Origin of the sequence: Paraferrimonas sp. SM1919 (assembly GCF_010993985.1) — a bacterium.
Lineage (GTDB): Bacteria > Pseudomonadota > Gammaproteobacteria > Enterobacterales > Shewanellaceae > SM1919.
Map to the genome: position 1 here is coordinate 32,670 of NZ_WINH01000022.1, position 22,299 is coordinate 54,968.

Consider the following 22,299-nt stretch of genomic DNA (forward strand, 5'->3'; position numbering starts at 1 on the left):
AGGGGTACCTATTAATAGTTTTCCAGTAAAGGCTGGATTTTTTTATCTAAAACTTCACGAGCACGGAAGATACGAGAACGTACCGTGCCTACAGGAGAGTCCATTACACGAGCAATTTCTTCATAACTCATGCCCTCAATCTCTCTTAGAGTAATTGCGGTTCTTAGTTCATCTGAAAGTTGTTCGATTGTTTCAAAGATCACTTTTTTTATCTCTTCTGTTAACAATGCTTTCTCAGGCGACGCCTGCTCTTGCAGAGCTTCAGCACCTTCATAAAACTGCGCTTCTTCCGCATCGACATCATTCGCGGGTGGCCTTCTGCCCTGGGAAGTAAGGTAATTCTTGGCGGTATTAACTGCTATCCGGTAAAGCCAAGTATAAAACGCACTCTCGCCCCTGAAGCCCGGTAATGCACGGTAAGCTTTAATAAAAGCCTCTTGTACGACATCGGGAACATCACCGTTTGCTTTTACATAGCGTGAAACAAGAGAAGCCACCTTGTGTTGATACTTTTGCACCAAAAAGTTAAACGCATTCTTATCGCCAGCTTGCACTCTTTGAACTAAAACCTGATCACTAACTGGTTCGCCCATTCGCTCCTACTCTTTTTGTTATTAACAATGATTTTCATCCTAATGAATGAGCTTACTGTCAGATAGACACTGCTCAATTTAAAAAGTTCTCTTTAATTGAAATATATCTTATTCATTTTAAATCAACTAAAATATTGAGACTACCAAGGCATTAGCCCTTTATTTATTTGGTTCATTAATTCACCGATTTCATATGAAAGACAACAAGTTGCAACAAACTGATATTTTAATCATTGGCAGCGGTGCGGCGGGGATGACGTTAGCACTAACTCTAGCAGAACATGCACAGGTCACTTTACTTTCAAAAGGTCCCCTCAATGAAGGATCTACCTATTATGCTCAAGGAGGTGTTGCGGCGGTCTTTGATGACGAAGACTCGATTGAGGCCCATAGTCAAGATACGATGATCGCTGGCGCTGGCTTATGTGATCCAGAAGTCGTGCAGTTTACCGCCAGTAAATCCAAACAGGCTATGCAATGGTTGATTCAACAGGGTGTCCAATTCGACCATCAAGTTGATCAACAGGGAGAAAAACAATTTCATTTAACCCGTGAAGGTGGTCATAGCCATAGACGTATTTTGCATGCTGCAGATGCAACGGGTAAAGAAGTGCAAACATCTCTGCAAGAAAAAGTATCGTCACACCCTAACATTAAAGTACTTGAGCGATATAACGCTATTGATTTAATTACTACCAAAAAACTCAAAAGAGTCGGTAACCGCGTTCTTGGAGCGTATGTATGGAATCGAGCCAAAGAGCAAGTTGAAACTATTGCTGCTAAATTTGTTGCTATTGCGACAGGTGGCGCATCAAAGGTTTACCAATATACTTCTAATCCTGATATCGCAAGTGGCGACGGTATCGCTATGGCTTGGCGTGCAGGTTGTCGTGTTGCCAACATGGAATTTAACCAGTTCCATCCAACTTGCCTATACCATCCGGAAGCAAAAAACTTCCTAATGACTGAAGCTCTTCGCGGTGAAGGGGCCTATCTACTGCGTCCCGATGGCAGTCGTTTTATGCTTGAGGTCGATGAGCGTGCTGAGCTTGCCCCCAGAGATATCGTTGCTCGAGCCATTGATTATGAAATGAAAAAGCTTGGTGCTGACTGCATGTTCCTTGACATCAGCCATAAGCCCAAAGATTTTGTCATCAAGCACTTTCCAACAATTTATCAACGCTGTTTAAATTATGGTATTGATATCACCAAAGATAGGATCCCAGTGGTACCCGCCGCCCATTATAGTTGTGGCGGGGTAATGACAGATTTAGATGGTCAAACCGATGTTGCTGGATTATATGCAATTGGCGAAGTTGCTTATACTGGATTGCATGGTGCTAACCGCCTAGCCTCTAACTCTTTACTTGAATGTGTTGTTTTCGCTCGAGCTGCAGCAGCGGATATTCAAAGCCAATTACACAAAGCGAAACTTGCCAGCTCCTTACCACAATGGGATGAGTCTCAAGTTATCGACTCGGACGAAGAAGTTGTTATTGCTCACAACTGGCATGAACTGCGGTTATTTATGTGGGATTATGTTGCTATTGTGCGCACAGACAAACGATTAGCACGAGCCCTGCGTCGTGTTGAATTGTTACAACAAGAAATAGCTGAGTATTACTCTAGTTTCAGGGTGAGTAATAACTTATTAGAATTGAGAAATCTAGTGCAAGTTGCCGAACTTATTATTCGCTGCGCGATGGAGAGGAAAGAATCTAGGGGCTTACATTACAACCTTGATTACCCTGATACTCTAAAAATTGCTCAGCCAACTGTGCTGCAACCTAAACCTTAAGTTGGCAAATAATTCGGCTTAATAAATGATAATAAGGCTTTGGCAGCATATCCCCCCAAATCACCAGCAGTTGCCAAGGTTGTTGTTGTACTTTGATAATGGCAATTAAGCATATCTTAGTAATTAGCAGCCTATATTTAAATTCAATAATGCGGCCATCTAACAAATGGCCATGGCCCTGTTCACTCAAATTAAAACCAAATTGCCAATCCAAACTTTGACGGTATTTATACCAAGCGTTAATGCAAACCGCCGCCATCGCGATAATCTTAAGCGAAAGCGGCCATCCAACATTGGTTGACCAACTAAAAATCCACACTAATAACAGCACATGGCAAGCTAATATTGCATAACCTTGCCAAGAAGAGGATTTCAGTAAAAAATTATGGCTTATCTCTTCCTCGTACAAGGTTAACCATCTCTAAAAAATCTTGTCGCGGTGGAGTTTCATGGCCCATAAACCAAGCAAAAAGTTCAGGGTCATCACAAGTTAATAGCTCTTCAAATAACATCTTTTGCTGTTCATTAAGGTGGTCATAATGATTTTCGACAAAAGGTTCAAACAGCACATCTAATTCTAGCATGCCACGTCGACATGCCCATTTTAATCTTGCCTTCTGGTTTGATGAGGTCATTTATGACTCCAAAGTATTATCTGCTTTAATAAACAAGGTTATCCATAACAAAGATAACCAACTGGCTGATGCCATGCCTATGGCTAATGGTAACGCAGTTTGGGGGAAAGTTGCACTTAGAATCGCACCCGCTGAAGCTCCTAGTGCAAATCGAAGACTGCCGCCTAAGGCAGCGACAGAACCCGCGAGTCCATCTACACTTCCAATTGCTAATGCCGATGAATTGGCACTGATCACCCCTAATGAACCCATCATGCAAACAATAGGCACAACCACTCCCCATAAACCGCCAATATCCAAGCTGGCATTGACCACTAAAAAGACTGCCGCCAGTGCACTAAAACGAATGGCCCACAGCAGCAATCTGTGACTGCCCAACCTTTTCACATGGCGGGCATTAAAGCTAGTGAGTACAAACATCATTAAAATATTGAGGCCAAACACATAGCCAAAGTTTTCCGGCTTTACCCCAAAGTAATCGATATAGACAAAGGATGAACCGGTAATAAAACAAAACAGAGCCATGGTGGCAAAGACCCCAACCATCGAATACCCCATACACTGTCTGTTGGCTAATACCGTTTTGTAACCGGCAATTGCCCCTGCAATACTGAGAGGTTTACGCTGGTCTTTATCTGAGGTCTCACCAATGACAAACACCACCGCCAGCACACACACTAACGCAATAAAACCCAACACATAAAAAATCCAGCGCCAGCCCATATGGTTAAGTAGATAACCTCCAATAATTGGCGCTAAAAGCGGCGCTAACGTCATGACCAGCATTAACATCGAGATCGCCCTGGCAAGATCGCTGGCAGCAAACAAGTCTCTAAGCATCGCCATCACCACAACAGAAGCAGATGCTCCACCCGCGGCCTGTAATACTCGATATATCATAAGTTGTTCGAGGGATTCAGCACTGGCACATAATGCTGAGCTAATAACGAATATCAACATCCCCCCTGCAACCAATGGCAAACGACCTAAAGCATCCACTATTGGACCTAAAAACAATTGGGCAATGGCAAAACCTATCAAGTAACATGACACCGTATATTGAGCTTCTGCGGTGGAGGTTCCTAAATTTTGTGCAATCGTCGGGAGGGCTGGAAGGTACATATCGATGGCTAAAGGTGTGATGCCAGCAAGGAGGCCCAACACCATAAAGATAAGCCAAAAGTGTTTATTTTGAGAAATGCTCATAATCGCTCTTAGATATGACTAGGTAGCTATTATGACACTAATTAGATTGATATGCCTTCACTAAAAAGCAAATTGAAATCCGTTTCTAATAAGATTTTTACGGCTGGATGCTGAATCATTCGCTGCGCAAAAATAAGATGATAATGTTCTTGGATGTCTTCGACTTCGCCTAGATAACTGCAGCCTAATTGAGCCAATCTTTTTTTCAAAATTGTTGGAGCAGTAAACACCCCCTGCCCCTGCAATCCGAAGGACTGCATCAATGCGGCATCATCAAATTCGCCAATGATATTTGCTTTGATATTATGCTCTTGAAGCCATACTACTAACTGCTGGCCGACAGATGTTCTTCGACCCGGAATGAATAATGGTAATTCAGATAAGGCCTGCAGCAAGGGTTGTTTCGGCCCCAAAATAAAAAAGCTGGTAGAACTACTGCCTAGCTTCTTTGACAAAATATCTGGGTATTTTAAAGACTGACCTGCACAATCAGAAAGGATCATGTCTAATTTATGATCCCTTAATCGTGACATTAGATCTTTGTGATTAGATTCATAACACTGAAGGTGAAGATTGGCATTCGTTGCCGTTGCTTTAAGCAAAATCTGACTGAGTACATCCTTCGCAAGAGAATCAGCAATCCCCACCTCACAGCCGACAGAATCTTGTTTTTGATAGTGCAGAATATCAAGCATTTCATAACTTAAATCGAACATTTTATCCGCATAGCGATACACTAATTGTCCCAGCTCTGTCGCTTTAACACTTCTGCCTTGTTTTTCTAATAGCTTACCTTTAAGTCTTTCTTCTAGAAGCTTGATTTGTCCAGTAACTGTCTGACCAGTAAGGTGAAGGGCCTTAGCGGCTCTGGTCACAGAGCCCTTCTTAACCACCATCCAAAAGTAATACAGATGGTTGTAATTAATATTATGCATTGTTGTTTTCAGTTTTTACTGAGTCACCATCTACGGATACCGTTTTATGATCATTAGGGTAAACCTTATGCAGCCATAAGTATCCAAGGATCACCGCCAAAGCAGACCCAGCTAAAATACCCAGTCGAGCCTCTGTACCATAATGTAAGCCTGTTGCCATATCAAAACTATTGGCAGTAAAGGCAAGCGACGAAATAAACATCGACATGGTAAAGCCAATACCACAAAGAACGGCTACGCCTGCAAGCGCATTCCAGTTAACGCCTTCTGGTAACTGAGCTAAGCGTAACTTGACAGCTAAGAAACTGAACAACATTACCCCTATCGGCTTCCCAAAAAATAGTGCCACCACAATCCCAAGTGTAACAGGTTCAAAAATAGCCTGAGTTGCACCTGAAACACTTACCCCAGCATTAGCAAAGGCAAATACAGGCAGAATAAAGAAGGTGCTCCACGGATGAATAGCATGCTCTAGCCTTAATGCTGGTGAGCGCTGACCTTCAATTCTTAATGGAATCATAAAGGCTAGGATCACTCCGGCTAAAGTCGCATGTACACCAGATTTAAGCACGGCTATCCACAAAATGGTACCCAAGATCATATAGGGTCCTAAGCTTGCAATTCGTGCCCGATTAACAGCAAATAAGCCGGCAATGGCCAAGCTAGCAACAATAAGAGAAACAGTAGAAAGATCTGCCGAGTAAAAAAGCGCAATGATGACAATGACCCCTAAGTCATCAATGATAGCTAAAGCGAGTAGGAATACCTTTAGAGCAACTGGAATACGACTGCCTAGTGCGGCTAAAACACCTAGAGCGAAGGCAATATCTGTTGCCGCTGGAATTGCCCAACCTATTTGAGCTTCAGTGCCGTAGTTAAACCATAAATAGAAAACAGATGGTACAATGATGCCACCAATTGCTGCGATTGTTGGCAATGCCGCCTTGGAAGGACTTGATAACGCACCTTCAAGCAACTCGCGCTTAACCTCCAGACCTATCAATAAGAAAAAAACAGCCATTAAGCCATCATTGATCCAAAGCAGAATAGGCTTGTTTAAATCTAGATTGCCCAAACGCCACTGCATATCGACGTCAAGTAGGTTTTGATAAAAAGGTGCTAATGGAGAGTTCGCGAATAACATTGCCAAAATCACTGCAGCAAGCAGTAATATGCCCCCTGCTGATTCTTGGCTTAAAAAATTCTTAATCGCTTTTTCCATATTCGCTTCCTTATCTTATTGTTGTTTTGTGTTAACTGCTTTCGAGTCTACAAACTTTTATTACCGAGGTATAATCGGACTTTCAAACAAAAAACCTCGGCAATACCGAGGTTTTATCATTTTAATAGGCTAAAGGTCAAACAGAAAATGGATAACTGATGGCCTCATGGTGCTGATAACCTTCAATAGTGAAATCATCTTTGCTCACCCAAGTTTCCACATCTTCTAAAGATTTAATCTCTGGATTAATGTGCAGTTTTGGTGAATCAAATGGCTCACGCTTTAGCTGTACATCGCGCAGTAGTTCTAGCTGATCCTCATAAATATGGGCATTAACAATCTTATGGTAAGCCTTGCCCGGTTTTAGCCCGGTAATTTGTGCCATCAGTTTTAATAAGGTGAAAACCTGCACCTGATTAAAGTTAAGACCAAGGGGCACATCACAGGATCTTTGGTAGCTGGTTAAGTACAAAGTATCCCCTAATACCGAGAAGGTATGGGTATGCATACAAGGGCGCAAGCAACCTAATTCAAATTCACCAGGGTTGTAAAAAGTCAGAATTTCGCCGCGATCATCAATCCCCTGTTTTAGGTTATTCACAATCTTAGCCAACTGATCTAAATGGCTGCCATCGGGCTTTTGCCAGGCTCGTCCTTGCACCCCATAAACTCTGCCCATATCGTCTTCACCCTGACGATTGGGATTAGCTAACCAAGCTTGATTATCATTAGCATTGGCATTCCAGGTGTTACAACCAATCGCTCGAAAATCCGCAGCATTGGAATAACCACGCAAATAACCTAATAGCTCAGCAATGGCGGCCTTGTAAAAACTTTTACGAGTGGTGATCAACGGGAAACGATTATTGGCCACATCATATTCAAGATCGGCATTGATCAGGGTTAAGCAACGTTTACCGGTACGTTTGTTTTCAACCCACTGACCTTCATCAATTATTTTTTTACATAAATCTAGATATTGCTTCATGCTTTTGTTCCCTTAGCTTTGTAGCCCCATACTAACCAACTGCCTAACAATATCATTGGCACCGATAGCCACTGGCCCATGCTGAAACCCATTGAAAGTAAACCAAGGTGGGCATCAGGCTGACGGAAAAACTCCACAATAAAACGGAAGATACCATAACCAATTAAAAACATGCCCGAAACCGCACCTGGCTTATTGGTTTTGCGGGAGAACCAGTACAGCAACATAAATAATGCCACACCCTCTAGGGCAAACTGATACAGCTGTGAAGGATGTCGGGGATCTGGGCCACCACCAGGGAACACCATACCAATAGGTGAATCGGTCACACGCCCCCATAATTCACCATTAATAAAATTACCTAAACGACCGAAGCCAAGGCCAATGGGCACAGTTGGGGCAACCACATCTGCCACAGCGAAAAAGGTACGTTTTTGCACTTTAGCAATGTAAATCATCGCCAAGATCACACCTAGTAAGCCACCATGGAAGGACATCCCGCCATCAGTGATCCTAAATAAGTACAGCGGATTTTCGATAAACAGAGGGAATTGATAAAACAGCACATAACCAATGCGGCCACCTAAAACCACCCCTAGAAAGCCATAAAATAATAAATCTGATACCTGCTCACGTGACCAACCACTTCCTTTTCTATCGGCCATTTTATTAAGCAGCAATAATGCACCTAAAAAACCAATTAAATACATTAAGCCATACCAGCGTATGGCTGGCTCAAAAGTACTTCCAAAAATTTCTATTTTCCCTAATGAAAAGATCACAGGATCGATCTGAGGAAACGAAAAATACTGCTGTGACATAACTTTTATCCCAAAAGTAAACTAAATCCGACAATTGCCATAAAACTGGCAAATATTTTTTTCAATAATGATACAGGCATTAATCCTGCAGCTTTGACACCTAACCTAGCGGTAAACATTGAAGTTGAAATCAAGCCCAATAGAATTGGTAGATAGACATATCCAATACTGTATTGTGGTAAGTTAACTTCATTCCACCCCGTAATTATGTAACTAAAAGCACCAATAAAGGCAATAATTGCACCACAAACTGAAGAGCAACCGAGGGCTTTCCTTAAATCTAACGAGAAATACACCAAGAAAGGAACCAGTAAAATCCCGCCACCAACTCCCATCAAGCTGGCGAAAGCGGCAATCAAGAATGTCCAAACCGCTAACCATAAATTAGAAGGCATTTGAGCACTGGCTTTAGGTTGACCCGGTATTGCCATCCTCAGCGCCATAGTAACTAAAAAGCAGGCGAAAATAGCCTGTAATATGTCCGAACTAAATAATTCTGCGATAAAACCGCCACTAAACGCTCCTAGGGTGATCCCTGGTAATAGGCCCGGCCCCAATTGCCATGGCACATTGCCTCGTTTGTGATGGCCAAATACCGAAGAGGTGGAACTGACGACTACCGAAGCTAAAGAGGTGGCAATAGCCATATGAGCCACATGTTCTGCCGGTACATTGACCCCAGGCAATAAGTACAGTAAGGCTGGCACAATGATAATGCCACCACCAATTCCTAGCAAACCCGCAAAAAAGCCTTGGAATAGCCCCAAAAGCAAGCCTGCGATTAATATAAAATAAAAAGATTCCATGCAGATACCAAGCCAATAAGTAGCGACATTAACTCGTCATTAAATTCGTCATGCCCGATTGTTGTAATTGTTGTTCAATTAACTTTTGTACTTGCTCAGCATCACTACAAGCCAATACTCGTGGCAATAACTGTTGCCATTGCTTCACATCGATTTTACGTAACAGATAATTTATCTTAGCGATTGAATTTGGGTTCATACTCAAGTTTCGATAACCCATCGCCAGCAACAATAAAGCGCCTGAAGGCTCCCCCGCGAGTTCTCCGCATATAGATAGATGCTTATCCGGCCTAGATTGTAACTCAGTTGCAATGTGGGCTAAAGCTTTGAGTACCCCTGGGTGATAGGATTGATAAAGATTACTTACTGCTGCATTGGTTCTGTCTACAGCGAGTAAATATTGACTAAGATCATTGGAGCCTACAGAGATAAAATCAACCAATTCTAATACTTCGTTAAGTTGCCAAAGTAAACTTGGCACTTCAAGCATAATACCAAATTGTATATGTGAAAAATCAAGATTTTGCTCAGTAATGAGTTCTTGTTTTGCCTGTAGTAAATATTCCTTTGCACGCCTAATTTCAGATACTGAACAAACCATTGGCAGCATGATCTGCACACTATTTGCATAAACAGAAGCCCTTAAAATTGCCCGCAATTGCATTAGAAAAAGCTCTGGATGATCCAAGCTAATACGTATTCCCCGCCAACCTAAATACGGGTTATCTTCTTTCATCGGAAAATACTTCAATGGTTTATCGCCACCAGCATCGAGGGTGCGTATACAAACAGATTTACCGACTGCTGATCTTATTACTTTTTTATAGTATTGATATTGCTGGTCTTCTGAAAGGTAATGGTCAGCCAACATAAATGGGATTTCACTTCGATATAAGCCAACCCCTTTAACGCTCTTTTTCTTAATTAAAGGATTTACGGCATTCAAGCCGGCATTTAGCATCAACCCTATCTGTTGCCCATCAAGTTGCACTGGAGGATAATCTAATGAATCAATATGCTTTTGATTTTCAGCTTTTAACGAGGCAATCTGCGACTGATAAGCTTTGAAAACTAGAGGAACAGGATCAATATACAGCTCACCTTTTTCACCATCAATGATCAGCTGATCACCTTCGTGGATGTGCTGCAAGCCATTACCAATATCCATAATCATTGGAATCGCCATGGATCTTGCCAAAATAGCCAGATGACTATGAATTCCCGCCTCTTGAATAAGGATCCCCGCAATAGGCAACTCAAGCAGCTCAGCTAACATCGAAGCAGAGGCTTGCGAAGCAACAAGAATAATGGGCTCTTTGGAATTTATCCGCCGCTTATCTTTGTAGATATGCTGCAAAATTCGTTTGCCAATATCAAGTATATCCAGGCTACGCTGCTTTAAATAGGCATCATCCATCTCATTAAATTGTTGAGAGACTTGGTTAATTGCATTAACCACAGCGGTACTAGCATTCCAACCTTGTTGTAATTGCACTTCAAATTCTGCAGGTAAAGAATAAGGCTCAAGTAAGCTAAGATAGGAGTCAAAGATTTGTGCTCCAGAGTCATTGTGCTGACTTTTAAATTCATCTCTCCACTGACCAAATAGCTTGCGGCACTCTGCCAGAGCTTGCTGTAATGTTGAGGTCTCAACCTCTATTGAAGCCCCTTTCTTTAGCTCAATCGAAAAATCATTCGTACCATCAAATAAGCTCGCTTTAGCAATGGCGATACCAGGAGACACCCCCAAGCCAGTAAAATGGTTATTATTGAAACTATGTTGTAAGTGATAAACATCGAGCTGGTTAAGCACCCAAGCTAGCTGAGCAGCCAAGGTAATCAAAAATGATTGCTCGTCACTGTTGAATACTCTTACTTTGTCATCCTGAACGACTAATACGCCCAACAGTTTACGGCGATGGAAAATAGGAGTCGCTAATAAAGAAAGGAGTTTATCTTCTTCGACTTGAGGAAGATGTTTAAAATCTGGAGAAAGCCTGACATCGCTGATATTTACCAGCTCTTGCTTCAACGCCGAAGTACCAACAATACCCTCACCAATAGCTAATTCAGCCTTACCAATTGCATTTTTGGCTAAACCATCACTGGCAGCCAACTCAAGGGTATTTTTTTGGGTTAATAAATACAGAGAACTACATTGACAAGCCATCACCTGTTTAGTGGCGGACACTAAATGATTGATGGCTTGTTTATTATCATCAATGGCTTCAACAGCCTGAATGATTTCTCTAAGTTTATCTAACATTACCCTCGGTAACGACGCCTTCTTCTATTATATGAATGGTTTTGATGGTTTTTAGCTGGCTCAGTGCTATCAAATATTCCTTCAAAAGGAAGTGCAACTTGAGCAAATTCTTTCATCACCCTTCGGTAAACATCTCTCTTAAAAGAAACCACTTGCCTTACAGGATACCAATAGCTTACCCAACGCCAATCTTCAAATTCAGGCCGACCACATCTATCTAGCACAATAGCCTCTTCTGAAGATTTAAGTTGCAGCAAAAACCATTTCTGTTTCTGACCAATGCACACGGGATTAGAATCTTGACGTATCATTCGCTTAGGCAATCGGTACCTTAGCCAATTCCTACTCACTGCAAGAATTTTTACATGCTTAGGTTTTAAACCGACCTCTTCATAGAGTTCACGATACATTGCCTGCTCTGCAGACTCACCCTCATCTATACCGCCTTGGGGAAATTGCCAAGAATGTTGACCATATCGCCTGGCCCAGATTACTTGGCCTTTGGTATTACATATGATGATCCCAACATTTGCCCGAAACCCGTCATTATCTATCACTTGGACCTCAAACAAAAATTTTATATATTTTGATTGTTTCATAATACTTTGGCTTGGGCAATAACAGTTATAGGCAATATATTATCGATCCAAAAAAAGATCGGATCCAAAACCATCGTAAACAGATCGATCCATATAGGATCCGTTATTATCCACAAAAGCTGTGGATAATGCTGTGCGTAAATAGGTATTAGCTCTAATTACTCACAAAGTTCATTAATCAACTACTAAAAATCGTCCTAAGATAATATTTAAGACACTGTTTTAAAAGAGGTAAATAAAAGTCACTGGTTATTTATACTTTACCAAACCAAATGTATAAAATTTAACCTTATCGCTGCTTTAACTGGATAATACAAATAACCCTCTGGATAAAGTTATATAAATTTTATACTTATCCACATTTTTTCACGTTTTAATTATAAAAATTGCGTAAATGTTATTGTCAGATTTATCAATTTATTTTTTATCCAAACTTTCTGTGGATAACTAGAAGACAAGATTTTATTAACTGGTGATAACTGTGAATAAGTTTATGTAAAAGTACCTTTATCATCTAAAAAAAGACATGTAAAACAATAACATATACCTAAACCTGAAATTAGGGTAAGATAACAAACAAAACCATGGACATTTTTTAACCAATGATAAATAAAGTTAAAGCGCCACAAAATATTGAAGAATTAGCCGAACGTTGCCATCAGATATCAGGCCTGACGTTGGGAGAACTGGCTCACAGAATGAATATTTTGGCTCCTAAAGATCTAAAAAAATCAAAGGGTTGGGTGGGTCAACTATTAGAGCTGGCACTTGGTGCAAATGCAGGTACTAAAGCTGAACCTGACTTTGTTCAACTTGGTATCGAGTTGAAAACTTTGCCTATTAATCACATGTTACAGCCTTTAGAAACCACATATGTGACCACGGTTCCCATGCAAAAACATACAGGGTTACAGTTTGAACAATCGAACCTATTCAAAAAATTAAATCATATATTGTGGGTACCAATACAGGCTGATAGAAATATTGATCTTGCTAACCGCACCATCGGCAGAGGATTCCTTTGGCAGCCCAACTCAGAGCAACTGCGGCTAATTAAGCAAGATTTTGAGGATCTAATGGAGATGATCAGCCTTGGTAAAATCAACGAAGTTAATGCCGCCTTTGGTGAAGTCCTTCAAATTCGCCCCAAAGCAGCAAATAACAAGGCCCTTACCGATGTGGTTGGCCCCGATGGAACAATAATTCAAGCACTACCCCGTGGATTTTATCTAAGAACGCAATTTACCGCTGACATTCTAAAACAGTCCTTTGGCTAACAAAAACGACACACAAAGCCACTTCTGATACAACAAAAAATAAACAAATGGCTATATTTAATAAGTAATTAATCAAATAAGTAGCACATTTTTCAAGCATTTTTTAAAATGGATCACCTTTTTAAACTTCAGAGAAATTACATTGCGATCATTATTTCAAACACAAAAGCTGATCTTCGATATCATTGCATGGATCCTTGCAATGAGTGCTTTTGTCACTTTTAGATATTCGCAATCTGAGCAATTACCTCTATGGGCGGCCAATCAAAGCGACTTAGTTGTATTATCGGTTTACATGGGGATTGTACTGGGTTCATTGCATTGGTTATCAAATATAATTACTGATTCAAGTGCCATTAGACGCCTGCCTTATACTATTTTAGTCTTGTTAAAAGCCGCGTTCTTGTTAGTTGGCATCGCCGTTATTGCCTTTATTACTCAAATGGTGCAAATGTGGGCACTACTCAATCACGTTGTCACGTTACATAATTTTATCAACTTTGAGCAATTATCTGCGCCAGAATTTCAATCTCTCATTTTATTTATCATAGTGATCAGACTGGCAGTCGCTTTCATCGAACAAATGGTACTTCTAATCGGCCCTAGAGTACTGTTTAACATCGCAATTGGCCGATATCATAAACCTTCAAAAGAAGATAGAACCTTTATTTTCATGAATATGATTGCCTCAACAGCCCACGCTGAAAGCTTAGGTGATTATCGTTTCAGTCGTTTGATTCAAGATTGTTTCCAAGTACTTGCAGATATAGTTGCCCGTCACGAGGGAGAAATTTACCGCTATATTGGTGATGCTGTGATGATCAGTTGGCCAGGCTATCGAGCGGCTAAGAAGCAAAGAGTGCTAAAAGTATTCTTTGAGTTTCAACAAGAACTTATGTGGCAAGAAAAATACTTTAAAAAACATTATGGATTTGTCCCACAATTCAAAGCTGCGGCCCACTGCGGTGAAGTAATGGCAGCCGTTGTTGGTGTTGATAAACAAGAGATTTCTTACTTTAGTGATATTCTTAACACCTTAGCTCGATTGCAAGATCAATGCAGTCCATTACAACAGCAACTGCTTATATCCGGTGAGGTGTTAAATAGCCTTGACCAATATGGCTTCGAAAATCAAAAACTTTTTAGCGTTGTCTCCCAAGGACCTTTAACATTAAAAGGCAAAAAGCAACAAATTCAAGCTTATGGAATTAAGCTTGCGGAAGATCAGATATTAACAGCTGACTGATCATTTCACCTAAATTACGATAGGTTTGATTACGGAGACTGGTTTGCCGCCAAGCTAAGCCGATTTGCCGATAAGGATAATCCCCTGGAGGCACTATCTTTATTAAATCGCTATTCGCAAGTATGCCTGCTTTAATTGCCATTTCTGGTAGAAAAGTCGCTCCCGCTTTGCTTTCTATGAGACGCACCAATGTATGTAAACTAGTAGCAGCAAATGGGTTAATCTTAGTTTCATCTTCTAACTTGCACGCACTAATCGCGTGCCCAGTAATGCAATGTTCGGCCTGCAATAAATAGATACTTTGCCTGGGGAGCTGTGAATAGTCCATTGGTTCGCTAAATTGTGCGGCTAACTTGCTATGGGCAACCAACGTAAACTTATCGTAACCTAATGCCATGGTATGGAAATGACCAGTGTCTACTGGTAAGGCTAACAGTGCAATATCAACTTCACCGGCCGTCAGAGCTTGCATTAATCTTTCGGTCGTATCTTCCTTAAATTGTAATTCTAAATTGGGATAGTACTGGGCCGCTAACGCCAGAACTTCGGACAATAAAAAAGGCGCTATAGTCGGAATACAGCCAATGCTTACCTTACCCTGCATCGCTTTACTATGGTGTTTTACATAGTCATTAAGATCTTGTACTTGAAGTAGGATCTCCTGTGCTTTAGCGACAACTTCTTCTCCTAATGGAGTAAAAAATAAAGACTTGTTATCCCGCTCAATAAGTTGCTGCCCAAGCTGTTCCTCGAGATTAGCAATTTGCGTAGATAGCGTTGATTGACTAACATTACAAGCCTTAGCCGCACGATTAAAATTCTGTTGCCGGTATAACTGTACTAAGTAATGTAAATTCTTGATACTAGGTAAGTGTTTCATTTATTCGATTACAGCAATCTAATTAATATATTTTATTAATTTACTCTAAAGATTTATGATGTGTCTGTTTTTTTAAAGAAAACTGTCACAAATTCATGTAATAATGCGTGCCAGTTCAACATTGAACTCATTATTAGATTTCAAACCACAATTAAATAATTGGAGCATATTATGGTTTTAGTAGGACGCCCAGCACCTGATTTCACTTCTGCTGCTGTACTTGGCAATGGCCAAATCGTAGAAGACTTTAATTTAAAAGCTGCAACCCAAGGTAAAAAAGCGGTTGTTTTCTTCTACCCACTAGACTTCACTTTCGTATGTCCAAGTGAGTTAATCGCTTTTGACAAGCGTTACCAAGATTTCAAAGCCAAAGGCGTTGAAGTAATCGGTGTTTCAATCGATTCTCAATTCTCGCACAACGCATGGCGTAACACTTCAGTAGACAATGGTGGTATTGGCCAAGTTCAGTACCCACTTGTTGCTGACGTTAAGCACGAAATCTGCCAAGCATATGGTGTTGAGCACCCAGAAGCCGGTGTAGCTTTCCGCGGTTCTTTCCTAATTGACGAAGAAGGCAACGTACGTCACCAAGTAGTTAACGACCTACCACTAGGTCGTAATATCGACGAAATGCTACGTATGGTTGACGCACTAAACTTCCACCAAAAGAATGGTGAAGTTTGTCCTGCACAGTGGGAAGAAGGTAAACAAGGCATGGACGCAACTCCAGAAGGCGTTGCTAAGTACCTAGCGGCTAACGAAGGCGACCTAGCTTAATCGCTAACCCCTTTATAGCACAAAGCCCAAATCCACGGATTTGGGCTTTTTTATTAGGCGTTTTTTAAATCAGTGCTTTCGCAGCGGCAACCACTACTTCAACTGATTTTGCTACCGCATGTTGTACTTTGGCTTCATCAGGAATTTCTTGCTCACCACGATTCACCAGCACCCCTGCCACACAGGCAGCACGTAAACCTTGGGAAGCGCACATAGTAAATAACGTGGCTGATTCCATTTCGTAATTAAGCACCCCCATTTGTTGCCATTGCTCTAATGAACCTTGAAAACGCTGGGTAACACGACCTGAAAAGGTATCGTAACGTTCTTGACCTGGGTAGAAGGTATCCGAAGACGCTGTTACACCCACATGTGGCTCAAAGCCTAGGTCTTTACAGGCTTTTACCATAGCAGTGGTACAGTCAAAATCAGCCACTGCTGGATACTCTAAGGGAGCGAAATGAAGACTTGCGCCATCTAAACGAACCGATGCCTGAGAAACGATCATATCCCCTGGGCGAACCTGTGGCTGAATGCCACCGGTGGTACCAACGCGAAGAAAAGTATTAACACCAAGTTGAGCTAACTCTTCTACTGCGATTGAGGTAGACGGTCCTCCGATACCCGTCGAACAAACCACTACAGCTTTACCATTTAAGTAACCTAGGTACGAAGTATATTCTCGAATACTTGCTAAAGGCTTAGGCGCATCTAAATGTGCTGCAATCTTAGCTACACGACCAGGATCACCTGGAATGATCGCTAATGTCGCCCCTTCTAACATGGCTTTATCTAAGCCAAGATGAAAAACGGTAGTCATCAATCTTTACTTCCTATAGAACAATTTGAGAATAAGTTTCAACGCTAAACTCTGCCACCAGCCCCGCAGTCACTTTTTCAAAGACTTGCTGCCCCACGGGGTTTTGCATATGGGCATCAATGGCTTGTTGATTAATAAACTTTTCAACAAAGGTAAATTTAGCTGGGTTGTCATGATTTTGATTAAGCTCATAACGAATACAACCTGGTTCACGAGGAATTTCTGCCAACAGAGGTAAAATGGCCTCTAAGAGTTCCTGCTCTTTACCCTGGTTAGCAATAAAAGAGGCAATCACCACGATTTGGGTGTCATTAACGGTATGCTTCATAATTTTCTCTTAGGCTTGTAGGCGCATGTCTATATGCTCAATACCATCTTCCATGTATTTGTCTGAAAAGCTGTTAAAGCCAAACGACTGGTATAAATTAATTAAGTAAGTTTGGGCACCAATTTCAATATCAACCTTGCCAAAACGTTGTTGCACCAGGGCGATACCTTCAGCAATAAGTGCACGTCCCAGTCCTTGCCCACGACCAGTTTGAGCAATACAAACTCGACCAATACTTACCGCTGGATAACTTATCCCTGCAGGTAATACCCTTAAATAGGCTTGCAGCTGATTATGTTGATCATACCCAAGCAAATGTAAAGTCTGTGTATGTCTATCTTTTTCATCAAGTTCAGCATAGGCACAGTCTTGCTCTACTACAAACACATCTGTGCGTAACTTTAATAATTCATAGAGCTGATCACAGTTTAGCTGTGAAAATGTCAACGCCTGCCAATTTATTGTTAACTGCAACAAGATTTTTTCCTCTGAGTTCTTTTATACAGCCCAGTTAACACCACTTTTAGCATTAATAACGCTAACACTACCGCACTAAAATTGGCAATCAATTGTGATGTCTCGCTATGGTGAGCCCCTAAATTCCCTTGTATGGGAATGGCAAACTGAGCCACTAAATAATTAGTAAGTAGACCAAATCCGATAGCGCAACCAATTACCCCGAAAAGATAGGCACCAATCGCTCTTTTTCCCAGTTCTTTATGCACTACCCCTAACGTAGCAATATTGGTTGCTGGCCCAGCCAACATGAATACCAAAACCGCACCTGGGCTAATCCCCGACAGCAATAACCCGGCTGCTATTGGCGTAGAAGCAGTCGCACATATATACATAGGTATAGAAATTAATACCATCAACGCCATAGCGGCAATCCCATCCCCCCATTGAGATAAATAATCTTGATCAACATAAGTTTTGACAATGGCTGCAAAAAACAAACCTATGACTAACCATAACCAAGTATCTTTAACAAGATCAGTAGCAGCATAGCTGATACCAGCACTCAGCTTTTGATAAAAGCTGAGTGGTTTAGGCTTTTTAGAAGCACAGCATGATTTCACTTCAGCAGAAGTCGTTACTGGCTTGTCATCTCTACCGACTAATAGCCCAGCCGTAATTGCACTGATAATTGCGGCAATGGGTCTAATTATTGTCATAAATGGACCTAATAAGGCATAAGACAACGACACAGAATCGACCCCTGTTTCAGGCGTGGCAACCAAAAATGAAGTCGTCGCCCCCTTAGAAGCGCCAGCCCTTCTTAATCCCACCGCCGCAGGGATAACGCCACAAGAGCACAAAGGTAATGGCGCCCCAATAATCGCAGCTTTCAATACCGGCTTAACGCCCGTTCCACCTAACTGTGACTCCATCCACTTCATAGGGATAAACATTTTCAGCATACCGGCGATTATTAGGCCCAACATTAGCCAGGGTGCTGATTCTACGAATAAATCTATAAAGTTATTTATCAACATGGGGATCTTCTAACGCCTCTAAAATTGAACAATGCTCGGCACTGTCTGGACCACCGCAACAAGCATTGGATAGCGATTGCAACGATGCTTCGAATTTTGTTAACTCTAACAGTTTTTTTTGTATTTCTAGCAGCTTATTATCTACTAAAGTTTTAACATCTGCACAAACCCAATGGCTTTTATCCAATTCTATGGAGAGCAATTCATGGATTTCATTAAGACTAAAGCCAACAGATTTCGCTCTTAATATAAATCGTAACTTGGCTTCATCCTTATCGTTGTATAAGCGATACCCATTAGCCCCCCTTATCGAAGGGGCTAACAAACCATGCTTTTCATAGAACCTAAGGGTATCAGTCTTTATTGCGAATTTATCTGCTAACTGACCAATTTTTAGCATTTTCTTGTCCTGATGTTATCAAACATGGTCATTATAAACCTTAGAGTTAGATACAAGGTCAATCGTTGGGCATTATTAACTTAAGTTTTTTTCAATTTGAGTCAAAAAACAGCGATTAATCACTACATTTAAGTAAAATTGCGCAGCATTGATTAAGGATGTTTGCGCGACTAGCATTTGTTGCTTTGTAGGCTCAGATTAGTGGCGCAAATTTCTTTTAAATATGCCAACAGGAAACTGTAAAAAATGGAAAGCCCACGTCCTATCCGTCGCGCACTGTTAAGTGTTTCTGATAAAACAGGTATCGTAGAATTTGCTAACGCCCTTCATAAACAAGGAGTTGAGCTTCTATCTACCGGCGGTACAGCCAAGCTGCTAAGCCAAAATAATATCCCTGTCACTGAAGTATCAAACCATACTGGTCATCCTGAGATTATGGATGGTCGAGTTAAAACTCTGCATCCAAAAATTCACGGCGGTATTTTAGCGCGCCGTGGCACTGATGAAGAAGTGATGGCAGAAAACAATATTGCAGCTATCGATATGGTTGTCGTTAACCTTTATCCTTTTGCAAATACTGTGGCTAACCCTGATTGCACTCTTGAAGATGCCGTAGAAAACATCGACATTGGCGGCCCGACAATGGTTCGAGCTGCTGCGAAAAATCACAAAGATGTGACCATTATCGTAAATGCGAAAGACTACGATAAAGTACTTTCTGAAATGGCCAGCAACCACGGCAGCCTAACTCATGCGACTCGCTTCGATTTAGCTATAGCTGCTTTCGAGCACACAGCTCAATATGACGGTATGATCGCAAATTACTTTGGTACTATGGTTAAAGCGCACAGTGATGCCGACTGCAAAGCGGATTCAGCATTCCCACGTACATTCAATACCCAACTAATTAAAAAACAAGATCTTCGCTACGGCGAAAATAGCCACCAAAGCGCTGCTTTTTATGTTGAAAGCAACATTGATGAAGCTTCAGTTGCTAGTGCCGTACAGTTACAAGGGAAAGCTCTTTCCTATAACAATATCGCTGATACCGATGCGGCTTTAGAGTGTGTTAAAGAATTCAATGGCCCTGCCTGTGTGATCGTCAAGCATGCTAATCCATGTGGTGTAGCCCTAGGCGACAACATCTTAGAAGCCTACGATCGCGCCTTTAAGACCGACCCGACCTCTGCATTTGGTGGCATTATCGCTTTTAACCAAGAGTTAGATGCTACCACTGCTAAAGCCATTATTGATCGCCAATTCGTTGAAGTGATCATTGCTCCAACAGTATCTGAAGAAGCAAAGCAAGTTTTAGCAGATAAAGTAAATGTTCGCGTATTAGCATGTGGCCAATGGCAGCAACAGACCAACAGCTTAGATTACAAGCGTGTAAATGGTGGCATGTTGGTTCAAGATCGTGACCAAGGCATGGTAGACGTGGATGACCTTAAGGTGGTTACTAAAAAACAGCCAACAGCAGCAGAGCTTAAAGATTTACTATTTTGCTGGAAAGTGGCTAAATTTGTTAAGTCCAACGCTATTGTTTACGCCAAAGATGGCATGACCATTGGTGTTGGTGCGGGGCAAATGAGCCGCGTTTACTCAGCCAAAATTGCAGGTATCAAGGCGGAAGATGAAGGCTTAGTTGTTGAGGGATCAGTAATGGCTTCTGATGCCTTCTTCCCATTTCGTGATGGTATTGATGCGGCAGCTAAAGCAGGAATTAGCTGCATTATTCAGCCTGGTGGCTCGATTCGAGACGAAGAAATTATCGCTGCAGCTGACGAACATGGTATGGCCATGGTGTTCACGGGCATGCGTCACTTCCGTCACTAAATCCATAAAAATTACTAAGCCCAATGATTGTTGGGCTTAATTATAAATTTTTAGCAAATGCTAAAAGGATAATAAAATGAATGTATTAATTATTGGTGGCGGCGGCCGTGAGCATGCCCTAGCTTGGAAAGCGGCTCAAGCCGAATATGTTAAAACGGTATATGTCGCACCAGGTAATGCCGGTACTGCAACTGAAAATAAAATCCAAAATGTTGCAATTGATGTAGAAGATATCGATGCATTAGTTCAATTTGCCAAAGACAACCAAGTTGAACTCACTATTGTTGGCCCAGAAGCGCCTTTAGTACTGGGAGTTGTCGATGCATTTAAACAAGCCGAACTGGCGATTTTCGGACCTAGTAAAGGTGCGGCTCAATTAGAAGGCTCTAAAGCTTTCACTAAAGACTTCTTAGCACGTCACAACATCCCTACTGCGGCGTATGGTAACTTTACCGATATCGAACAAGCCAAAGCCTATGTTGAACAGCAAGGCTGTCCAATCGTTATTAAAGCCGACGGCTTAGCTGCCGGTAAAGGGGTCATTATTGCACAAACTCAAGCACAAGCGTTTGCTGCGATTGATGATATGCTTGAGGGCAATAAATTTGGTGATGCTGGCTCACGTGTTGTCGTAGAAGAATTTCTAACTGGCGAAGAAGCGTCATTTATCGTCATGGTTGATGGTGACAATATTGTACCTATGGCCACCAGCCAAGATCATAAAGCCCGTGACAATGGAGATAACGGCCCGAATACTGGCGGCATGGGTGCCTACTCTCCTGCGCCATTAGTTACTCCAGCGATCCATAACTGGGTTATGGATAATGTTATTCGCCCAACCGTAGATGGCATGAAAGCAGAAGGTCATACCTATACAGGTTTCTTATACGCTGGCCTTATGGTTCAACCGGATGGCACAGCAAAAGTACTAGAGTACAATTGCCGTTTTGGTGATCCAGAGACCCAACCGATTATGATGCGTTTACAATCGGATCTGGTCGAACTATGTTTAGCAGGCAGTAAAGGTGAGTTGGCTGGTAAAGTAGCTCACTTTGATGAACGCGCAGCGGTAGGTGTGGTACTAGCTGCAGGTGGCTATCCGGAAGCCTACAACAAAGGAGATATCATCGATGGCCTTCGCCAGTATGATGAGCAAGCTAAGGTGTTCCATGCGGGTACCAAAGCTGTTGATGATAAGGTAGTGACTAATGGTGGCCGTGTGCTTTGTGCAACCGCCTTAGGGGAAACCATTGCTACTGCCCAACAAGCTGCCTATCGACTTGTTGATGAAATACATTGGGATGATGTTTACTTTAGAACTGATATTGGTTTTAAAGAAATTAATCGTAATACATAGCAAAAAAGCGGCG

23 protein-coding genes are annotated in these 22,299 nt (G+C 41.6%); 6 read left to right on the forward strand and 17 right to left on the reverse strand.

The window, feature by feature from the left end; translation table 11 throughout:
- Positions 1-11 precede the first annotated feature (11 nt).
- Positions 12-593 carry an RNA polymerase sigma factor RpoE gene (gene rpoE / locus GFB48_RS13470; RefSeq protein ID WP_163936741.1) on the reverse strand — a complete coding sequence of 194 codons (582 nt, stop codon included), beginning with the start codon at positions 591-593 and terminating at the stop codon, positions 12-14.
- Positions 594-786: 193 nt separating this feature from the next.
- Between rpoE and nadB the strand changes: the two genes are divergently transcribed.
- On the forward strand, positions 787-2,391 hold the full coding sequence (nadB, locus tag GFB48_RS13475; protein WP_163936744.1) for an L-aspartate oxidase: 1,605 nt from the start codon (positions 787-789) through the stop codon (positions 2,389-2,391).
- Here nadB and GFB48_RS13480 read toward each other — a convergent pair.
- From GFB48_RS13480 to rppH, 10 genes are all read right to left on the reverse strand, one after another.
- On the reverse strand, positions 2,381-2,650 hold the full coding sequence (locus tag GFB48_RS13480) for a hypothetical protein (protein WP_163936747.1): 270 nt from the start codon (positions 2,648-2,650) through the stop codon (positions 2,381-2,383). The genes nadB and GFB48_RS13480 overlap by 11 nt on opposite strands.
- A 124-nt stretch (positions 2,651-2,774) precedes the next feature.
- On the reverse strand, positions 2,775-3,026 hold the full coding sequence (locus GFB48_RS13485; RefSeq protein ID WP_163936750.1) for a succinate dehydrogenase assembly factor 2: 252 nt from the start codon (positions 3,024-3,026) through the stop codon (positions 2,775-2,777).
- A complete protein-coding gene (locus GFB48_RS13490; RefSeq protein WP_163936753.1) occupies positions 3,027-4,232 on the reverse strand; it encodes a Bcr/CflA family multidrug efflux MFS transporter in 1,206 nt (401 codons plus the stop codon).
- Between the two features lie 41 nt (positions 4,233-4,273).
- Positions 4,274-5,167: a transcriptional activator NhaR gene (gene nhaR / locus GFB48_RS13495; RefSeq protein WP_163936756.1), complete on the reverse strand. Its 894-nt coding sequence runs from the start codon at positions 5,165-5,167 to the stop codon at positions 4,274-4,276.
- Positions 5,160-6,389, reverse strand: coding sequence for a Na+/H+ antiporter NhaA (gene nhaA, locus GFB48_RS13500; protein WP_163936759.1), 1,230 nt, complete (start codon positions 6,387-6,389; stop codon positions 5,160-5,162). Before nhaA ends, nhaR begins: the two co-directional genes overlap by 8 nt.
- 136 nt (positions 6,390-6,525) lie before the next feature.
- Complete coding sequence (locus tag GFB48_RS13505; RefSeq protein WP_163936762.1) at positions 6,526-7,377, reverse strand: thymidylate synthase; 852 nt, start codon at positions 7,375-7,377, stop codon at positions 6,526-6,528.
- On the reverse strand, positions 7,374-8,198 hold the full coding sequence (lgt, locus tag GFB48_RS13510; RefSeq protein WP_163936766.1) for a prolipoprotein diacylglyceryl transferase: 825 nt from the start codon (positions 8,196-8,198) through the stop codon (positions 7,374-7,376). The genes GFB48_RS13505 and lgt overlap by 4 nt, the downstream gene beginning before the upstream one ends.
- A gap of 5 nt (positions 8,199-8,203) precedes the next feature.
- Complete coding sequence (locus tag GFB48_RS13515) at positions 8,204-9,004, reverse strand: sulfite exporter TauE/SafE family protein (RefSeq protein WP_163936768.1); 801 nt, start codon at positions 9,002-9,004, stop codon at positions 8,204-8,206.
- 28 nt (positions 9,005-9,032) lie between these two features.
- The gene (gene ptsP / locus GFB48_RS13520) at positions 9,033-11,270 is read right to left on the reverse strand and encodes a phosphoenolpyruvate--protein phosphotransferase (RefSeq protein WP_163936771.1); all 2,238 of its coding nucleotides are present in this window, start codon (positions 11,268-11,270) and stop codon (positions 9,033-9,035) included.
- Positions 11,270-11,827: an RNA pyrophosphohydrolase gene (gene rppH, locus GFB48_RS13525; protein ID WP_163936827.1), complete on the reverse strand. Its 558-nt coding sequence runs from the start codon at positions 11,825-11,827 to the stop codon at positions 11,270-11,272. Before rppH ends, ptsP begins: the two co-directional genes overlap by 1 nt.
- 644 nt (positions 11,828-12,471) lie before the next feature.
- On the opposite strand from rppH, the gene mutH reads away from it, so the two are divergent.
- Positions 12,472-13,146 carry a DNA mismatch repair endonuclease MutH gene (mutH, locus tag GFB48_RS13530; RefSeq protein ID WP_163936774.1) on the forward strand — a complete coding sequence of 225 codons (675 nt, stop codon included), beginning with the start codon at positions 12,472-12,474 and terminating at the stop codon, positions 13,144-13,146.
- A 202-nt stretch (positions 13,147-13,348) separates the two neighbouring features.
- A complete protein-coding gene (locus GFB48_RS13535) occupies positions 13,349-14,392 on the forward strand; it encodes an adenylate/guanylate cyclase domain-containing protein (protein WP_205597740.1) in 1,044 nt (347 codons plus the stop codon).
- Here the strand turns inward: GFB48_RS13535 and GFB48_RS13540 are convergent.
- Entirely contained in the window at positions 14,355-15,272 is a 918-nt protein-coding gene (locus tag GFB48_RS13540) for a hydrogen peroxide-inducible genes activator (RefSeq protein WP_163936781.1), read from the reverse strand. The genes GFB48_RS13535 and GFB48_RS13540 overlap by 38 nt on opposite strands.
- Positions 15,273-15,440: 168 nt before the next feature.
- Between GFB48_RS13540 and GFB48_RS13545 the strand changes: the two genes are divergently transcribed.
- On the forward strand, positions 15,441-16,049 hold the full coding sequence (locus GFB48_RS13545; protein WP_205597742.1) for a peroxiredoxin: 609 nt from the start codon (positions 15,441-15,443) through the stop codon (positions 16,047-16,049).
- Between the two features lie 64 nt (positions 16,050-16,113).
- Here GFB48_RS13545 and udp read toward each other — a convergent pair whose 3' ends face one another.
- From udp to zntR, 5 genes are read right to left on the reverse strand one after another with little or no spacing between them, the layout of a single operon-like run.
- Positions 16,114-16,869, reverse strand: a complete 756-nt coding sequence (udp, locus tag GFB48_RS13550) for a uridine phosphorylase (RefSeq protein WP_163936788.1) — start codon at positions 16,867-16,869, stop codon at positions 16,114-16,116.
- 13 nt (positions 16,870-16,882) lie between these two features.
- On the reverse strand, positions 16,883-17,197 hold the full coding sequence (locus tag GFB48_RS13555; RefSeq protein ID WP_163936791.1) for a putative quinol monooxygenase: 315 nt from the start codon (positions 17,195-17,197) through the stop codon (positions 16,883-16,885).
- Positions 17,198-17,206: 9 nt separating this feature from the next.
- Positions 17,207-17,677: a GNAT family N-acetyltransferase gene (locus GFB48_RS13560; RefSeq protein WP_240464878.1), complete on the reverse strand. Its 471-nt coding sequence runs from the start codon at positions 17,675-17,677 to the stop codon at positions 17,207-17,209.
- Entirely contained in the window at positions 17,662-18,693 is a 1,032-nt protein-coding gene (locus GFB48_RS13565) for an SO_0444 family Cu/Zn efflux transporter (RefSeq protein WP_163936794.1), read from the reverse strand. Before GFB48_RS13565 ends, GFB48_RS13560 begins: the two co-directional genes overlap by 16 nt.
- Complete coding sequence (zntR, locus tag GFB48_RS13570; protein WP_163936798.1) at positions 18,680-19,093, reverse strand: Zn(2+)-responsive transcriptional regulator; 414 nt, start codon at positions 19,091-19,093, stop codon at positions 18,680-18,682. Before zntR ends, GFB48_RS13565 begins: the two co-directional genes overlap by 14 nt.
- A 246-nt stretch (positions 19,094-19,339) precedes the next feature.
- Between zntR and purH the strand changes: the two genes are divergently transcribed.
- Together purH and purD are read left to right on the forward strand one after the other, a co-directional pair.
- Positions 19,340-20,929, forward strand: a complete 1,590-nt coding sequence (gene purH, locus GFB48_RS13575) for a bifunctional phosphoribosylaminoimidazolecarboxamide formyltransferase/IMP cyclohydrolase (RefSeq protein ID WP_163936801.1) — start codon at positions 19,340-19,342, stop codon at positions 20,927-20,929.
- Positions 20,930-21,005: 76 nt separating this feature from the next.
- Entirely contained in the window at positions 21,006-22,286 is a 1,281-nt protein-coding gene (gene purD, locus GFB48_RS13580; protein WP_163936804.1) for a phosphoribosylamine--glycine ligase, read from the forward strand.
- Positions 22,287-22,299 lie beyond the last annotated feature (13 nt).

Excerpts from the sequence above, each read along its gene's own strand:
- udp (WP_163936788.1), bottom strand. The coding sequence starts at position 16,869 with ATGACTACCGTTTTTCATCTTGGCTTAGATAAAGCCATGTTAGAAGGG.
- ptsP (WP_163936771.1), bottom strand. The coding sequence starts at position 11,270 with ATGTTAGATAAACTTAGAGAAATCATTCAGGCTGTTGAAGCCATTGAT.
- GFB48_RS13515 (WP_163936768.1), bottom strand. The coding sequence starts at position 9,004 with ATGGAATCTTTTTATTTTATATTAATCGCAGGCTTGCTTTTGGGGCTA.
- GFB48_RS13540 (WP_163936781.1), bottom strand. The coding sequence starts at position 15,272 with ATGAAACACTTACCTAGTATCAAGAATTTACATTACTTAGTACAGTTA.
- nhaA (WP_163936759.1), bottom strand. The coding sequence starts at position 6,389 with ATGGAAAAAGCGATTAAGAATTTTTTAAGCCAAGAATCAGCAGGGGGC.
- GFB48_RS13485 (WP_163936750.1), bottom strand. The coding sequence starts at position 3,026 with ATGACCTCATCAAACCAGAAGGCAAGATTAAAATGGGCATGTCGACGT.
- zntR (WP_163936798.1), bottom strand. The coding sequence starts at position 19,093 with ATGCTAAAAATTGGTCAGTTAGCAGATAAATTCGCAATAAAGACTGAT.
- GFB48_RS13555 (WP_163936791.1), bottom strand. The coding sequence starts at position 17,197 with ATGAAGCATACCGTTAATGACACCCAAATCGTGGTGATTGCCTCTTTT.
- purH (WP_163936801.1), top strand. The coding sequence starts at position 19,340 with ATGGAAAGCCCACGTCCTATCCGTCGCGCACTGTTAAGTGTTTCTGAT.
- rpoE (WP_163936741.1), bottom strand. The coding sequence starts at position 593 with ATGGGCGAACCAGTTAGTGATCAGGTTTTAGTTCAAAGAGTGCAAGCT.
- lgt (WP_163936766.1), bottom strand. The coding sequence starts at position 8,198 with ATGTCACAGCAGTATTTTTCGTTTCCTCAGATCGATCCTGTGATCTTT.
- nhaR (WP_163936756.1), bottom strand. The coding sequence starts at position 5,167 with ATGCATAATATTAATTACAACCATCTGTATTACTTTTGGATGGTGGTT.
- GFB48_RS13565 (WP_163936794.1), bottom strand. The coding sequence starts at position 18,693 with ATGTTGATAAATAACTTTATAGATTTATTCGTAGAATCAGCACCCTGG.
- purD (WP_163936804.1), top strand. The coding sequence starts at position 21,006 with ATGAATGTATTAATTATTGGTGGCGGCGGCCGTGAGCATGCCCTAGCT.
- nadB (WP_163936744.1), top strand. The coding sequence starts at position 787 with ATGAAAGACAACAAGTTGCAACAAACTGATATTTTAATCATTGGCAGC.
- GFB48_RS13480 (WP_163936747.1), bottom strand. The coding sequence starts at position 2,650 with ATGGCGGCGGTTTGCATTAACGCTTGGTATAAATACCGTCAAAGTTTG.
- GFB48_RS13505 (WP_163936762.1), bottom strand. The coding sequence starts at position 7,377 with ATGAAGCAATATCTAGATTTATGTAAAAAAATAATTGATGAAGGTCAG.
- GFB48_RS13535 (WP_205597740.1), top strand. The coding sequence starts at position 13,349 with ATGAGTGCTTTTGTCACTTTTAGATATTCGCAATCTGAGCAATTACCT.
- GFB48_RS13490 (WP_163936753.1), bottom strand. The coding sequence starts at position 4,232 with ATGAGCATTTCTCAAAATAAACACTTTTGGCTTATCTTTATGGTGTTG.
- mutH (WP_163936774.1), top strand. The coding sequence starts at position 12,472 with ATGATAAATAAAGTTAAAGCGCCACAAAATATTGAAGAATTAGCCGAA.